Consider the following 15974-nt stretch of genomic DNA (forward strand, 5'->3'; position numbering starts at 1 on the left):
TAAATTTTGCAAAATCTAGCATATTTGTCCTTATGTAGCTTGTTTATATTTTATAGTTATGGTAATTATCTCTAAAAAGTGTTGAAATTCTCATTAATTTATTTTTCAAAGCGTCCTGCCAACTTTTGATAAACATCACAACTCTCTAAAAGTTCGCTGTGATTTCCGCTTGCGATAATCTTGCCTTTTTGCATTACCAAAATCTTGTCCGCATGCCTAATTGTGCTGAGTCTATGGGCAATCGTTATAGTTATCTTATCTTTTGTATACTCCTGCAGAGCGTTTTGAATTCTCTTTTCACTCTCATTGTCCAAAGCCGAAGTTGCCTCATCAAAAAGCAGAAGAGAAGCATGTTTGTAGATAGCTCTTGCAATCGCTATGCGCTGTCTTTGACCGCCCGAGAGATTTGAGCCGTACTCCTCCATTTTTGTGTGTATCCCCTCATCTAAAGATGTTACAAAATCATAAGCATCTGCAAGTTTTAAGGATTCAACGACTCTTGCCTCGTCAATCTCTTGCCCATAAGCAACGTTAGCAGCAAGGGTATCTTGGAAGATGTAGATTCTCTGTGTTACAAGCGAGATGTGATGCTTTAGCGAATCTTGCGTAAACTCTTTTATATTCGTTCCGTTTACCAACACTTCACCGTCATCTGGGTCATAAAAACGAAGTAGCATATTTATAAATGTACTTTTCCCGCCTCCGCTGTCTCCCACAAGCGCTATATTTTCCCCCTGTTTTATCTCGACGCTCACATCATCAAGCGCGTAAGAGTCATCATACTTTAGTTTTACATGTTTGAACTCTATATGCGTGATGTCATCTTTTAAAACTTTTTTCCCGTCTATAATCCTATTTTCTCTATCAAGCAGCTCAAAAACTCTCTCACTTGCGGCCAGTGCATCTTGGATTTTTGAATATATTGAACTGATGCGGCGAATGGGCTGAAAAACAAGTCCTACGGCGGTAATGAACGCCGTAAATTCGCCCACACTCATCCTGCCCTCATAAACTTCTTTTCCACCTACAAAAATAACCGCCGCAAGCCCTATAGCTCCGACAATCTCCATCATTGGAGAGACTATATCTCCAACATAAACAGACTTCATGTTTATCTTGAAAAACTGCCAGTTTTGAACACTGAATCTATCTAGCTCAAACCTCTGCGTTGCATTTGCCTTTATGATTTCGCTGTTGTTAAAAACCTCGGTAAGTCTTGTTAGGACATCGGCATTTTTCTCTTGTGAACGGCGGGAGTATTTTTTAAGTTTTTTGCCGATTAAAAGAATCGGATAAACCACAACCGGCAGCACTACTAACGAGTAGAAGGCTAGAAGTGGATTTAGATATACCACATAGCCAACCAGTGCGACAACAGTCAAACTCTCCCGAAAGAGTTCAGGCAGCATGTTAGAGACAAAATATCTAATCCGCTCTATATCGCTTGTAACCCTTGAGATAAGTTCGCCGCTGCGGTTGAGATACAAAAACGTCATGTCAAGATTGATGATTTTTTCTAAAAGAATCTCACGAAACCTCGTAACAATATGCTGTCCGATATAGTTCATAAAAACCGACTGCATATACCTGCCTGCGGATTTAAAGAAATATATAACTATAAGTCCTATCGGAATATAATAGAGCATCTCCTCTTTTTTCTCTATGAACATCTCATCCATAAGAGGCTTCATAATATGCGCCGTCGCCGTTGTAGCGCTAACGGTAAAAATAATGCCCACAAGCACTAAAAAATACTCTAATTTATACTCTTTTATGTAAGGCAGATAGCGTTTTAAAATTTTTCTCAATAACTCTTCTTTAAAGTATAGACTACTGTTTTTGGAGAAATTTTATCTAAAAAACAAAAACAAGCACCGAATAATCTAGATTTCATTATATTTTATGTAAAATTCAAAAATGAAAATATGCATAGTAAAACTCTCTGCCATGGGTGATATCATTCATGCAATGGTAGCACTTCAGTTTATAAAAAAAGAGATTCCCGATGCTCAAATAGATTGGGTCGTTGAGAGTGCTTTTAAAGGCGTGCTGCAAAACAACCCGCATATCGATAATATCTTACCCATAAATCTTAAGTCCATAAAAAAAGATAAAAGCGAAATTTTTAATCAATACAAAATTTTAAAAAGCTACTCAAAAAACAACTACGACATTATCATAGATGCGCAAGGGCTTTTAAAATCTGCCATAGTTGCTAAAATAATCGGAGCAAAAACTATTGCAGGATTTGACAAAGAGTCAATTCGTGAGGGCATTGCATCTCTTTTTTACAACAAAAAAGTCCACATAGCTTACGACGCAAACACAATAGACAGAAATGCAACCGTAATCTGCGAACCGCTTGGCATAGAAATAACAAGCGAAAAAATTCTAAATAAGGAGAAGTTTCTATTTTGGGTCTCACATGTAGAAAATCTGCCTAAAGTTTTCAATCTTTTTGTTGTAGGCTCTACATGGGAGAGCAGGAACTATCCGAAAGAGAAGTTTGTAGAGATTGCCGAAGCTTTAAAAACTCAAACATTTATAGTTTGGGGAAGCGAAGATGAGCATCAAAAAGCACTCTGGATGCAGGAGCAGTCTGAGTTTTTGCATCTGCTACCGAAAGGCTCTTTGGATGAACTGAAATTCGTCATCTCAAAATGCTCTCTACTTATAGGAAACGATACGGGACCTACTCACATGGCATGGGGATTGAATGTGCCGTCCATAACCATATTCGGTCCGACTCCGACAAATCGCGTCTATGTAACGCCGATAAATAGAGTTGTAAAGTCAAATAGTATTGTAAACCACTACAAACTGGATAAGAATGACTTCTCTATCTGTGACATAGACTCTAACGAAATAGTAAAAATAGCAAAGGAACTATAAAAAATGAACCTACTTGTATTAACGGCAACAAATGGCTCTTATAACAGCGTAAGACCGGAAGCGGAAATATATATTTCACTTCTTAAGTTTGGTTACAACATAACAATAATGACGGATGAAGGGAGCAAATATGCTAAAAAATTTAGAGAGCATGGCATAAAAGTTATTGATGCACACTATAACAAAAAAATTTCTCCAAAAACTATCAAAAATATAAGAGAAGCGATAATAAGACATAATATCGATATCGTCTATGCAACAAACTCAAAATCAATATCAAATGCAGTATTTGCGTGCATTGGAACAGGTGTAAAACTTGTAACTTATAGAGGAACAACAGGCGGACTCTACCGCCATGACCCAAGCTCTTACCTAAATGCTCTCAACCCAATAGTTGACGGCGTTATCTGCGTCTCAGAAGCCGTAACCAAACATGTAAAAAAACAAATCTTTAACAAATCAAAAAAAGTTAAAACCATCTACAAGGGGCATGAAGTCGAGTGGTACAACACGCAGCCCATAAATCTAGAAGAATTTGGAACAAAAAACAGCAATTTTAATGTCGCTTTTGTTGCAAACGTAAGAAAGATAAAGGGGCTTAGTTATTTATTACAAGCTGCAAAAAAATTATCAAATTACGAAGATATTCATATTCTTCTTATCGGGGAAAATATCTCGAAAGAACCTTACCTTTCGGAGATAAAGAATAGTGGGATGAGTGAAAGAATTCATATTACAGGATATCGCGACAATGCACCACAGATAATAGCTTCTTGTAGCGTTTTAGTTCAGGCATCTATAAGAGAAGGTCTTTCCCGTGTTATCCTTGAGGCTCTAGCTGCAAAAATACCAGTTATTGCCTCAGCTAATGAGGGAAACAAAGAGATTATAAAAAATGGATTTAATGGCTTAATCGTTCCTATTAAAGATGCAGGTGCTATTGCAGAAAAAATCATAGAACTGCATGATGAATCAGAAAAACTTAAACAGCTATCAGAAAATTGTAATTCTATTTTTGAAACACAAATGTCACACAAAACGACTGTAAGCGAATATGATAGATTTTTTAAAGAACTTTTACAAGTTTTGTAATGACTAAGTTCAAAAAAACTATGAACTGGCACTTTTATCAATTCATAAGAGAGATAATTTTAATAGCTAAAATTAAGGAGAAGTACATTTGAAGATATTAGTAACAGGAACAGCGGGATTTATAGGAAGCCATTTGGCTATTAAACTACTTGAGCGTGGTGATGAGGTAGTAGGACTTGACAATATCAATGACTATTATGATCAAAATGTCAAATATGGCAGGCTTCAAAGAGGTGGAATTATAAAGACCATTGAAGAGGGTAAAGATATACCTTATTGCAAAGTTCTTATATCTAACACTAATGCAAACTATAAGTTTATAAAGCTTAATTTGGAAGACAAAGAAGCAATGATGGAGCTTTTTAAATCTGAGAAGTTTGACGCAGTATGTAATCTTGCTGCTCAAGCTGGGGTTAGATACTCTTTAACAAACCCTGATGCCTATATGGATAGTAACATCATAGGGTTTATGAATATTTTGGAGTCATGCAGACATAACAATGTGAAAAATCTATGTTACGCTTCTAGCTCATCGGTTTATGGGCTTAATGAAGAGTTGCCATTTAGCACAAACCATAATGTAGATCATCCAATTTCACTATATGCAGCTAGTAAAAAATCAAATGAACTAATGGCGCATACGTACAGTCATCTATTCGGCATATCTACTACGGGTCTTAGATTTTTTACAGTTTATGGACCTTGGGGAAGACCTGATATGGCGCTTTTTTTATTTACTAAAGCTGCCCTTGAAGGAAAGCCTATAGATGTGTTTAATAATGGCGAAATGCTTAGAGACTTTACATACATTGATGATATAGTCGAGGGTGTAATGAGAGTTATTGACAATCCGGCTAAAAGAGATGAAGAGTGGAATGGTAAAACAGGAGAAATTTCAACATCATCAGCACCATACAAAATCTATAATATAGGAAACAACAACCCTGTAAAACTAATGGATTTTATAACGGCCATTGAAAATAAGCTTGGAAAAACAATAGAAAAAAATTACTTGCCAATTCAAGCAGGTGATGTACCCGCAACCTATGCAGATGTTACAGACTTAGTAGAGGACTTAGGCTATAAACCAGCAACGCCCGTGCAAGAAGGTATAAATAAGTTTGTAGATTGGTACTTAAAATTTTTCGGATATAACAAAGATGGGAGTAAAAAATAATATGCAAAATATAAAAATATGTGTAATAGGTTTAGGATATGTAGGGCTACCTTTAGCTCATGCGTTTAGCGAAAAATATGAAGTAGTGGGGTTTGATATATCTCAGTGGCGCATAGATGAGCTTTCAAGCGGATACGATAGAACACTTGAACTTAATGAAACACAAGTAAAAGAAGCACTTGTAAATGGCATGAAGTTCACTTTGAATATTGATGATATTAAAGATTGTAATGTCTATATAGTAACTGTTCCAACCCCGATAGACAAAAATAAAAGACCTGATTTGACACCGCTTATAAAAGCTAGCGAGACTATAGGGAAAGTACTTAAAAAAGATGACATAGTTATCTATGAAAGCACAGTTTATCCGGGAGCAACTGAAGAGGATTGTGTGCCAGTACTTGAAAAATTCTCTGGACTAAAATTTAATCAAGATTTCTTTTGCGGTTATAGCCCAGAGCGAATCAATCCAGGCGACAAAGAACATACAGTTACAAAAATCAAAAAAGTAACAGCAGGAAGCACACCTGAGATAGGTAAAAAAGTAGATGCACTCTATTCAAGCATTATAACAGCAGGAACACACCTAGCACCAACCATAAAAGTAGCAGAAGCGGCAAAAGTTATAGAAAATTCTCAAAGAGATATCAACATAGCATTTGTTAATGAACTCGCAATTATTTTCAACAAACTTGGCATAAACACAAATGACGTCTTGGCAGCTGCAGGAACTAAATGGAATTTTCTACCGTTTCGTCCAGGACTTGTAGGTGGTCACTGTATTGGGGTTGACCCATACTACTTAACACACAAAGCACAACAGGTTGGTTACAACCCTGAAATCATCCTAGCAGGAAGAAGACTCAACGATAACATGGGTATCTATGTCGCAAATCAAGTGATAAAGCTAATGATAAAAAAAGGGCATAAGATAGGGGGTTCAAAAGTACTAGTCTTAGGAATCACTTTCAAAGAAAATTGCCCAGACATAAGAAACTCAAGGGTAATAGATGTCATACAAGAATTACAAGAGTTTGGATGCAATATTGATATATATGACCCATGGGCAGATGCAAAAGAAGTAAAGCATGAATATAATTTTGAATTAATAAAAGAATTAGATACATCAAAATATGAAGCTATTGTTTTAGCTGTTGCTCATAATGAGTTTAAAGAGCTGAAGCTTAAAACAGATAATAATGTTGTTTTTGATATTAAATCTATTTTAGACGAACCTGATGGCAGATTATAACTACATAAGTTTCCTTGGGTAGTTATAATTTTACCCGATTGACACAGAATTTTGAACGGTCTCCTCTATGCTTTAGGCAACAGCTATTCTCAAATAGCCAAACTCCTTCCTGTGTTCCATAAATATAAAAAACTCTTTTTACATCAAATGGTATTTGTCTATTTGTTTCAAGAGCGACAAGTTGTCCTCTGTGGTCTCCTAATACTTTAAATTCTTCTATCATTTATCTATCCCGTATTTCTTTAAATACCACTCAACAGTCTTAACAATCCCACTATCAAAATTCTCATCTGCTCTCCAGAGAAGTTCATTTTCCAGTTTTGTAGCATCTATGGCGTAGCGTCTATCGTGTCCTGCTCGGTCCTCTACAAACGTAATCAGCTCTTTGTAGCTAGATTCTTCGCTTTGCTCAGAATGACGATTGTTTGACTCAGAATGACGAGGTACCATCTCATCTAAAATAGTACAAATCCTATCTACTATCTGAAGATTTGTTCTCTCATTTTTTCCGCCGATATTATATACCTCACCGGTTTTTCCAGCGTGATAGACTAAGTCTATACCTTTGCAGTGGTCAAGCACATAGAGCCAGTCTCTTATATTTTTGCCATCACCATATATTGGGATTGGATTTCCATTTAGTGCATTTCTTATAATAGTTGGAATCAATTTCTCATCATGCTGTTTTGGTCCATAGTTGTTGGAGCAGTTTGTTATAACCGTATTCATTCCGTATGTCTCTCTGTAAGCTCTTACTATCATGTCCGATGAAGCTTTTGAAGCTGAATATGGAGAATTTGGAGCGTAAGGAGTTGTCTCTGTGAACAGATCAGTTTCGTTTAGTGTTCCGTATACTTCATCAGAGGGAGGTTGGATCCTTAACTTTGCTCAGGATGACGGGAAGAAAGCTCAGGATGACCACTATCCGTCATTCTGAACGAATGTGAAGAATCTACTAAAAATCTCTCTTTATAAACAAATGGTTTCTCCATCCAATGTTTATATGCTACATCTACTAGAGTAAAAGTACCTGTTACATTTGTTTGCACAAATACAGCCGGATTTTTAATGGAGTTATCTACATGTGATTCTGCTGCAAAGTGAATGACACCTTGTATGTCATACTCGTTAAATATAAACTCTACCAACTCGCGGTTGCAGATATCGCCTTTTATAAACTTATAGCGTGGGTTATTTTCACACTCTTTTAGGTTATCTAGATTTCCTGCATAAGTAAGAAGGTCTAGATTTACGATATTGTACTTACTATATTTTTCTAAAAAATATGGTACAAAGTTCGAGCCGATAAAGCCCGCACAGCCTGTCACAAGTATAGTTTTACGATTGTTATCGAACATTTATCTCCTTTACCAAATCATAAAGGTATTGTCCATATCCATTCTTAGATAAAGGTCTCGCTATTTCAAGTATTTTTTCTTTTGATATCCAACCGTTATTATATGCTATCTCTTCAAGACAAGCTATCTTGTAGCCCTGCCTATGCTCTATAGTCTGCACAAATTGCCCCGCTTCCATAAGACTATCATGTGTCCCTGTATCAAGCCAAGCGAATCCTCGACCTAAAAGTTCGACTTTTAACTTACCATTTTGTTTCTCTCTTTTTACGGCTGTTATCTCAAGCTCGCCGCGATGTGACGGTTTTACATTTTTAGCGATTTTTACCGCATCATTGTCATAAAAATACAACCCAGTAACTGCAAAGTTTGATTTTGGATGTTCTGGTTTTTCTTCTATGCTTACAGCATTTTTATTTTCATCAAATGCAACTACCCCAAATCTATGCGGATCTTTTACCTGATAGCCAAAAACAACAGCTCCTTCTTTTAAAGGAGCCGTCTTTTTCAGCATGTAAGAAAATCCCTGTTCATAAAATATGTTGTCGCCAAGTATCAGACAAACACTCTCATCTCCTATAAACTCTTCGCCTAATATAAAAGCTTGTGCCAGTCCATCCGGAGAAGGCTGGATTTTATATGAAAGATTTATTCCCCATTTGCTGTCATCGCCTAGCAACTCTTCAAACTTTCCTATATCTTACGGCGTTGAGATGATAAGTATCTCTTTTATGCCAGCCAACATCAAAACTGAAAGAGGATAATATATCATTGGTTTATCATAAATAGGAAGCAGCTGTTTGCTTATAGAGCGGGTTACAGGATAAAGTCTTGTGCCACTTCCACCGGCTAAAATAATACCTTTCATTTGCCTTGCACCTCGTTGTTAATTACGCAAGTATATCAAATATTATCTAAGAACTAAATTTCAAACAATTAAGTATATTTTAGATAAAATCGGCGAAAAACTTATGGATATAGCATGACAAATATTAATATCAAAAAAGTTTCCATAGACGACTACATCAATTATATATTCGTTCTATACGCTTTTTTACTTCCGATATCAAGAGGCGGCATCTCAATATTGACTGCCTTACTGTTTGTTTTATGGCTGTTTTCAAACGACTTTAGCAAAAAAATAGAGTTTATAAAATCAAACAGTGTCATCTTATATTTTCTTGCTTTTGTAGGCTTTAGCTTGTTGTCTCTATTTTGGTCGGACGATGCCGGCAGCGGCTTGGCGTACATTAGAAAGTATTGGTACTTTTTAGCTATTTTAGTCATTGCTACAACGGTTCAGAAAAAATTTATTGAATATGCAATCTCCGCTTTCTTGGCTGGTATGCTTATAAGCGAAGCCCTTTCTTACAGCATATTTTTTGAACTTATAGAGTGGAAACATGGAAGCCCAAGCGATCCGACTCCATTTATGAACCATCTTCAATACTCTATGCTATTAACATTCACTTCTCTCTTGCTTTTAAACAGATTTTTTCATGAAGAGCGGCTAAAATGGAAAATCTTCTACTTTCTATACTTCCTAACAGTTACATCAAACCTGTTTTTAAACGGCGGCAGAACGGGTCATCTAGCTTTTGCCGTAACAATATTTGTAGTCGGTTTTCTAAACATAAAAAATAAATTTTTAGCATTTTTTAGTATGCTACTCTTGTCTGCATCCATTTTTTATACAGCCTATCACGTTAGCCCAGTATTTAAAAATAGGTTTGACGCATCGGTTACAGAAACACAAAATATAACTCAGGATGGCTCATTTTGCGGTTCATTCGGTTCAAGACTTGGAATGTGGATAGTCGGCAGTGAAATATTTTTGGATAACCCAATCATCGGAACAGGCGTTGTGAAAAACATGGATGATATGGTCAATCGCATTAAAGAGTCCCACCCAGATAAAATATGTGTTATACATTTACCGAGTTACCACAACTTCTATGTCCAATCGGCTGTTCATCTTGGAATCATCGGGCTATTTTTATATCTTATGATTTTTTATAGTATTTTAAAACTAGAGATTCGTGATAAATACTACTTTAGAACAATGATAATTTTTGTAAGCGTCTATTCCGTTTCCAGCTTGGTAGAAACGATGTTTCACGAGCAGTTTTCGATGGCGCTGCTTACACTTTTTACAGGATTATTTATAGCTCAACACAGGATAGAGAATGAAGCTTAGTTATGTTAATGAAAGATATATTGACTTGCTAAAAAATATACAAAATTATTTTAGTGAATCAAACAAATCAATTCACAAAGCAAGAAACGAGATAAAAATCATTGATTTTAACGGTGAGAGCCTAGTCGTAAAATCTTTTAAAATACCAAATATACTAAACAAGATAGTCTATACCTTTTTTAGAGACTCAAAAGCAAAGAAATCATATGAGAACAGCATTAAAATAGGAAGTTTTGCACCAAAACCGATAGGCTTTATAGAGTTTAAAAAATTTGGTTTAATCGATGAGAGCTATTTTGTAAGCGAAAATTTCAAATATGATTTTACGATAAGAGAACCGTTACGTGATGATAATTTTGAAAATAAAAAAGATATTTTTAAAGCTTTCGCAAAATTTACATTTGAACTACATGAAAACAATATTTGCCATCTTGATTATTCACTTGGAAATATTTTAATAAAAAAAGATGGCGACTCTTATTTATTTAAAATAGTTGACATAAACAGGATGGAGTTCAAAAAACTAACTCTTGCCGAGAGACTCCAAAACTTCTCAAAACTTTGGGCGAAAAATGATGATTTAACCATCATCATAAAAGAGTATTGCAGACTCATAAGCGCTGATGAAGAGAGTTCTATCAAGATTGCATTAAAATACGCTCAAGAACATAAAGACAGAAAAAATATCAAAAAAAGACTTCGTGGACAAAAGGTTGTTGATTAATTATGCTCTTTAATTCTTATGAATTTATTTTTCTTTTTCTACCCATAACTTTCTTTGTCTATTTTTATCTACTCAACAAAAGACTTATTACTGGAGCAAAGGGATTTTTAGTATTTTCAAGCCTATTTTTTTACAGCTGGTGGAATATTGCTTACCTGCCTCTAATATTGGGCTCAATGCTTTTTAATTACATTATCGGCAGCAGTTTAAATGAAAACTCCTCAAAAATCAAATTTTCAAAAAAAAGCGTTTTAGCTTTTGGAATTAGTGCAAACCTGCTTTTGCTTGGCTATTTCAAATACTATGACTTTTTTATAACTGGTGTAAATACGCTACTCGGCTCAGATATAGAACTCTTACATCTTTTGCTGCCACTTGCTATTAGTTTTTTTACATTTCAACAGATTGCTTATCTCGTTGATAGCTACAGAGGCGAAACCAAGGAGTATGACTTTTTAAATTATGCGATTTTCGTTACATTTTTTCCTCAGCTAATCGCTGGACCAATCGTGCACCACAAAGAGATGATGCCACAGTTTGCATCAAAATTTAACTTAGTAAAAAAACATAAAAACATTGCGCTTGGCTTGTTTATCTTCTCTATCGGGCTGTTTAAAAAAGTCATCATTGCCGACAATCTGGCGATAATGGCAACCAATGGATTTGCATCATCAGCAGCTTTAAACACCGCTGAAGCTTGGATTGCATCGCTATCTTACACGCTTCAATTATATTTTGATTTCAGTGGATATACAGATATGGCAATTGGCATTGCTCTGCTGTTTAATATAAAACTGCCGATAAACTTCAACACTCCATACAAATCAACAAATATAAAAGAGTTCTGGAGAAGATGGCACATCACTCTTTCAAGGTTTTTAAGAGATTATATATATATTCCGCTTGGCGGAAACAGAGTCTCTTCCGCAAGAATCTACTCAAACCTGATGATAACATTTATCTTGGGTGGTCTTTGGCATGGAGCAGGTTTGACATTTCTTTTTTGGGGATTTTTACATGGTGCAGCGCTTGTTATTCATAGAGCATGGCAAAATACCGGCATAAAACTCAACAAATTTGTTGCATGGTTTATTACTTTTAACTTCATAAATATAAGTTGGGTGTTTTTCAAAGCTAGTGAGTTTGACCAAGCATTAAATATTTTAAAAGCGATGTTTATATATAAAGAAATAAACACAACTATACATAGAATAGAGCATATACTTTCACATTTAAGTGCAGATGACAAAACGGCTTCTATTTTTATATTCGCGTTTATTGCATCAATATTTTTTAAAAATAGCATAGAGCTAATGCGAGGCTTTAAGCCAAACTATCGGTATATGATTTTTATCTTGACAATTGCTCTTGCATCACTTCTAGAGATGCATCAAGTAACAGAATTTTTATATTTTAATTTTTAGGATATGCGCGTGAACTATAAAAAATTTAATAAAATAACGCTCCTTTCTATCTTGGCTGCATTCTTTGCAACAATACTTTTTAACTTTATTATCGACCCCTACCATGTTTTCAATACACCGAAATTTGAAAAAATCAATGCAATCAAAAATCACACCATAAACCACGGCATGTCTAAATTTTATACCGCTAAACTTGCAAATCCAACTGTTTTGCTCATCGGAACTTCACGTACGGCACATATGCATCCAAAATATCTCCAAAAATATTTTTCAAATGAAAAAATCTACAATCTAGCCGTACCTGGTTCTGGCATAGCGTCACAAAGAAATAATATTGAGTATTTCATTAAACATCACAAAATAAAAGCCATTGTTTATGGTGTCGATTTTTTTGCATTCAACCCAACCAACAATACACCAAATTCAAAAGAAGAGGGACGATACACTGATGACTTTACAAAAGATTATATGGATTCGCTCTTAAGTATAAGAACACTTAGAAAGAGCATTAAAACTCTGGGAGACAACATCAAAGGTAAATACCAACATCTCGATTATGCCATTGGATGGGACACTTACGAAAATGATTATCTTCATATAGAAAAAGATGGAATTCCCTACATAGAAGCAAAAACTTCCAAAGAGCTACAAATGCTCTCAACACAAAACAAACACTTTAACTACGCACCCTTCAAAGAGGCCTCTTCTATAGAAAAACCACTTGAAGATATAGAAAAAATCGTACAGTTATGCAAAGAAAACGATATTGCACTCCACATGTTTATATCTCCAATTTATTCAGAAATAGTTGATTTAATATACTCTCGAGAATATGGTAAATCTTATCATCACTGGAAAAATGAGCTTGCGAAATATGGCAGCGTTTATGACTTTAGCGGCTATAACTCTATAACTACAGATGTATCAAATTATATAGACGGCAGCCACTATCAAACAAAACTTGCCCCCCTTATGTTTGCAAAAATGTTTCATGATAAATCAGTAGATGTTCCAAACGATTTTGGTACAATTTTAACTGTTCAAAATATAGATAAAATGCTAACAACACAAGAAGAGATAGCAAGGCAGAAATAGTGTATATAATTAAAAATATTTCATGTGTCATAATCGTAAAAAATGCAGCCACAACAATAGAGGCTACCTTAGAATCTCTAAAATCTTTTGAAGATGTGGTTTTATACGACAACGGCTCGACGGACAGTACTATTGAAATCTCAAAAAATTACTCAAATATAAATCTAATTCAAGGTAAATTTTCAGGCTTTGGACCAACAAAAAACAGAGCTGCAACTTTTGCAAAAAATGAATGGATTCTTTCATTAGATGCGGATGAGACAGTATCAACATCCTTAATTGAAGAACTAAAAAATCTTAAGCTAGATAATGTAAAAGAGGTTTTTATACTCAAACGGGACAACTATTTTTTAAATAAAGAGGTAAAACACGGCGGATGGGGAAATGACTACCTAACAAGGATTTACAATAGAACCTTCCACAATTTCAACCAAAATATAGTTCATGAATTTGTGGAACTCAAAAACGATACAATCAAAATAAGTCTAAAAAGCAGTTTTAAACATAACGCAGTACAAGATATAAACTCATTTTTATACAAAATAGCATCATATTCAGACCTAGCATCAAAAAATAAAAAAACTTGTTGCTTTTTAACAGTATTTCTTAAAGCAAACTGGGCATTTTTTAAAACATATTTTTTGCAACTCGGTATTTTAGACGGCTGGAGAGGATTTTTTATTGCTTCAACCAACGCTTACAGTAAATTTTTTAGATACACAAAAAGGTATATAAATTGCAAAAAATAATCACTCATGCAAACTTTGCAAAAGGCTTTCGTGGCGGAGAGAGACAAACACAGCTGCTTATAGAGCAACTCTCTCTTCATGGCTACAAGCAAAAACTACTAGTGAGAAAAAACTCTGAGCTTACAAAAAGGTGCATAGATATAAAAAATTTAGAGATTATTGAAATATCCAAGCCATATATATTGCATCTTAATAAAATAAAAAACGGTTCCATCATACATGCACATGAGACAAAAGCACTTCAGTTTGCTTATTTTGCAAATTTATTAAAAAAAATTCCCTACATCGTCACAAGAAGAGTCGACAACACTCTTAAAACAAACTTTTTAAACACGCTAATGTACACAAATGCAAAAGCATCAGTTGCGCTCTCAAGAGTAATTGAAAAAGAGATATTAAGAGTTGCTCCAAAAGCGATTACAAAGATCATTCCAAGTGCATTTAGCGATATAAAAATCAATGATAAAAATGTAATGAAGATAAAAAAAAGATTTGAGAAAAAATTTCTCATAGGTCATGTAGGCGCACTCGATGACAAACATAAAGGGCAATCCATGATCATCGACATAGCAAAAAAAATACAAATTTCACATCCAGAGATTCACTTTTTGCTAGTCGGCGGCGGATGCGATGAAGAGCACTTTAAGGAGATGGCAGAAGAGCTTACAAACATCACTTTTGAAGGTTTTGTAAACAATGTAAACGACTATATAAGATGTTTTGATATGTTTGTTTTTCCATCAAGAAATGAGGGACTCGGATCTACTCTTCTTGATGTTATGAACATTGGAGTACCTATTATCGCAAGCCGAGTAGGTGGAATACCCGATATTATCAACAACAATCAAAACGGGCTGCTTTTTGATATAAACAATCCTGAAGAACTTGAAAAACTCATTATATCTCTCTATACAGATAAAGAAAAAATGGATTTTTTAGTGTCAAACGCAAAGAAAACAGTTCAAATATATTCAGCTCAAAATATGGCAGCTTCATACATAAAATTATACGAGGAATAAAATGAATACTATTAAATCTATTGCTATCGGTCTTAGAAATATCAATACAAAAAGCGGTTTAGGCAAAATAGTATATGAACAAATAAAATATTATCAAAATCAAGGTATTAGAGTAGATATTTATACACACAAATATGATGACATAATAAAGAAAAGCGGTGCTAAAATCTTTAAAATTTTCAAAGTTCCTTTTATAAATGAATTTTATCAAAGACTTTTCTTTGCAAAATTTGTACAAAAAAAAATCACTAAAAAAAGTTATGATTTAGTTGTAGGACATGGCGATCTCATAGAACAAGATATCTTATTTTTGCATAATTTAGTTGAAAAAGCCTATCTCTTAACACATAAAAAAAAGATGGAACCACTCAATGATTTAGCTAAATTTAGAGAGTTAATATTTAAATCACAAAAATTTAAACTATTAATAGCCAACTCTGCTTTAATGAAAAATGAGTTAATTGAGTATTTCCATATTCCAAAAGATAAAATTAAAATTGTCTATCCTGGGTACGATCAAAAACAATTTAATATTAGCAATAAAAAAAGCATCAGAACTGCTATGAGAAAAAATTTAAAAATAGATGAAGAAAGTGTTTTAGTAGGTTTTATTACCTCCGGTGATTTTAAAAAAAGAGCTTTATCTCTTTTTATAGAAGCAATAAATAAAATTGACAAAAATTTAGATTTTAAAATATTAATGGTAGGAAAAGATAGCAATATCGATAAATATATGCAAGAGATAAAAACATTTGGATTGGAAAGTAGATTTATCCTCAAAGATCCGATAAATAGCGTGGAGAAATATTTTTATGCCGTAGATTTTACAGTTCATCCGGCCTATTTTGAAGAGTTTGGCATGGTAGTACAAGAGGCCATGGCTTGTGGCTTACCCGTTATAACATCTACATGTGTGGGAGCATCTGAAATAATACTAGATAAAACTAGGTAAATCCGATGAAAAATAAAACAAACCTTAAATGATACTTTTCTGTTCA

Annotated in this window: 13 protein-coding genes and 2 pseudogenes; 11 read left to right on the forward strand and 4 right to left on the reverse strand. The window is 34.4% G+C overall.

The features are described from left to right. Window positions 1-98 precede the first annotated feature (98 nt). Complete coding sequence (locus tag IBX42_RS08210; RefSeq protein ID WP_294931532.1) at window positions 99-1808, reverse strand: ABC transporter transmembrane domain-containing protein; 1710 nt, start codon at window positions 1806-1808, stop codon at window positions 99-101. A gap of 109 nt (window positions 1809-1917) precedes the next feature. Here IBX42_RS08210 and waaC point away from each other — a divergent pair, with 109 nt between their 5' ends. The 4 genes from waaC (at window position 1918) to tviB (ending at window position 6413) form a co-directional block, all read left to right on the forward strand. Then, window positions 1918-2892 (forward strand): lipopolysaccharide heptosyltransferase I, encoded by a 975-nt coding sequence (waaC, locus tag IBX42_RS08215; RefSeq protein WP_294931534.1) that lies wholly within the window; start codon window positions 1918-1920, stop codon window positions 2890-2892. Window positions 2893-2895: 3 nt separating this feature from the next. Beyond that, window positions 2896-3984, forward strand: a complete 1089-nt coding sequence (locus tag IBX42_RS08220; protein ID WP_294931536.1) for a glycosyltransferase family 4 protein — start codon at window positions 2896-2898, stop codon at window positions 3982-3984. A gap of 88 nt (window positions 3985-4072) precedes the next feature. Next, the gene (locus tag IBX42_RS08225) at window positions 4073-5161 is read left to right on the forward strand and encodes an NAD-dependent epimerase (RefSeq protein WP_294931539.1); all 1089 of its coding nucleotides are present in this window, start codon (window positions 4073-4075) and stop codon (window positions 5159-5161) included. A gap of 10 nt (window positions 5162-5171) precedes the next feature. Beyond that, entirely contained in the window at window positions 5172-6413 is a 1242-nt protein-coding gene (tviB, locus tag IBX42_RS08230; protein ID WP_294931566.1) for a Vi polysaccharide biosynthesis UDP-N-acetylglucosamine C-6 dehydrogenase TviB, read from the forward strand. Window positions 6414-6435: 22 nt separating this feature from the next. On the opposite strand, the gene IBX42_RS08235 is transcribed toward tviB, so the two are convergent. From IBX42_RS08235 to rfbA, 3 genes and pseudogenes are all read right to left on the reverse strand, one after another. After that, entirely contained in the window at window positions 6436-6636 is a 201-nt protein-coding gene (locus IBX42_RS08235) for a WxcM-like domain-containing protein (protein ID WP_294931542.1), read from the reverse strand. Continuing rightward, window positions 6633-7771, reverse strand: a pseudogene (gene rfbB / locus IBX42_RS08240) (dTDP-glucose 4,6-dehydratase). Before rfbB ends, IBX42_RS08235 begins: the two are co-directional and overlap by 4 nt. Beyond that, window positions 7761-8636 (reverse strand): annotated as a pseudogene (gene rfbA / locus IBX42_RS08245) (glucose-1-phosphate thymidylyltransferase RfbA). Before rfbA ends, rfbB begins: the two co-directional pseudogenes overlap by 11 nt. A gap of 114 nt (window positions 8637-8750) precedes the next feature. On the opposite strand from rfbA, the gene IBX42_RS08250 reads away from it, so the two are divergent. The 7 genes from IBX42_RS08250 to IBX42_RS08280 are packed head-to-tail and all read left to right on the forward strand — an operon-like array spanning window position 8751 to window position 15928. Next, the gene (locus IBX42_RS08250) at window positions 8751-9965 is read left to right on the forward strand and encodes an O-antigen ligase family protein (protein WP_294931545.1); all 1215 of its coding nucleotides are present in this window, start codon (window positions 8751-8753) and stop codon (window positions 9963-9965) included. Next, window positions 9955-10689: a hypothetical protein gene (locus IBX42_RS08255; protein WP_294931548.1), complete on the forward strand. Its 735-nt coding sequence runs from the start codon at window positions 9955-9957 to the stop codon at window positions 10687-10689. Before IBX42_RS08250 ends, IBX42_RS08255 begins: the two co-directional genes overlap by 11 nt. Before the next feature lie 2 nt (window positions 10690-10691). Then, on the forward strand, window positions 10692-12113 hold the full coding sequence (locus tag IBX42_RS08260) for an MBOAT family O-acyltransferase (protein WP_294931551.1): 1422 nt from the start codon (window positions 10692-10694) through the stop codon (window positions 12111-12113). 9 nt (window positions 12114-12122) lie between these two features. Next, window positions 12123-13208: a DUF1574 family protein gene (locus tag IBX42_RS08265; RefSeq protein ID WP_294931554.1), complete on the forward strand. Its 1086-nt coding sequence runs from the start codon at window positions 12123-12125 to the stop codon at window positions 13206-13208. After that, window positions 13208-13957 carry a glycosyltransferase family 2 protein gene (locus tag IBX42_RS08270; protein WP_294931557.1) on the forward strand — a complete coding sequence of 250 codons (750 nt, stop codon included), beginning with the start codon at window positions 13208-13210 and terminating at the stop codon, window positions 13955-13957. The genes IBX42_RS08265 and IBX42_RS08270 overlap by 1 nt, the downstream gene beginning before the upstream one ends. Continuing rightward, entirely contained in the window at window positions 13945-14976 is a 1032-nt protein-coding gene (locus tag IBX42_RS08275) for a glycosyltransferase family 4 protein (RefSeq protein WP_294931560.1), read from the forward strand. The genes IBX42_RS08270 and IBX42_RS08275 overlap by 13 nt, the downstream gene beginning before the upstream one ends. A gap of 1 nt (window position 14977) precedes the next feature. After that, window positions 14978-15928, forward strand: coding sequence for a glycosyltransferase family 4 protein (locus IBX42_RS08280; protein WP_294931563.1), 951 nt, complete (start codon window positions 14978-14980; stop codon window positions 15926-15928). Window positions 15929-15974 lie beyond the last annotated feature (46 nt).

It is taken from the genome of Sulfurimonas sp. (assembly GCF_014859695.1).
Lineage (GTDB): Bacteria > Campylobacterota > Campylobacteria > Campylobacterales > Sulfurimonadaceae > Sulfurimonas.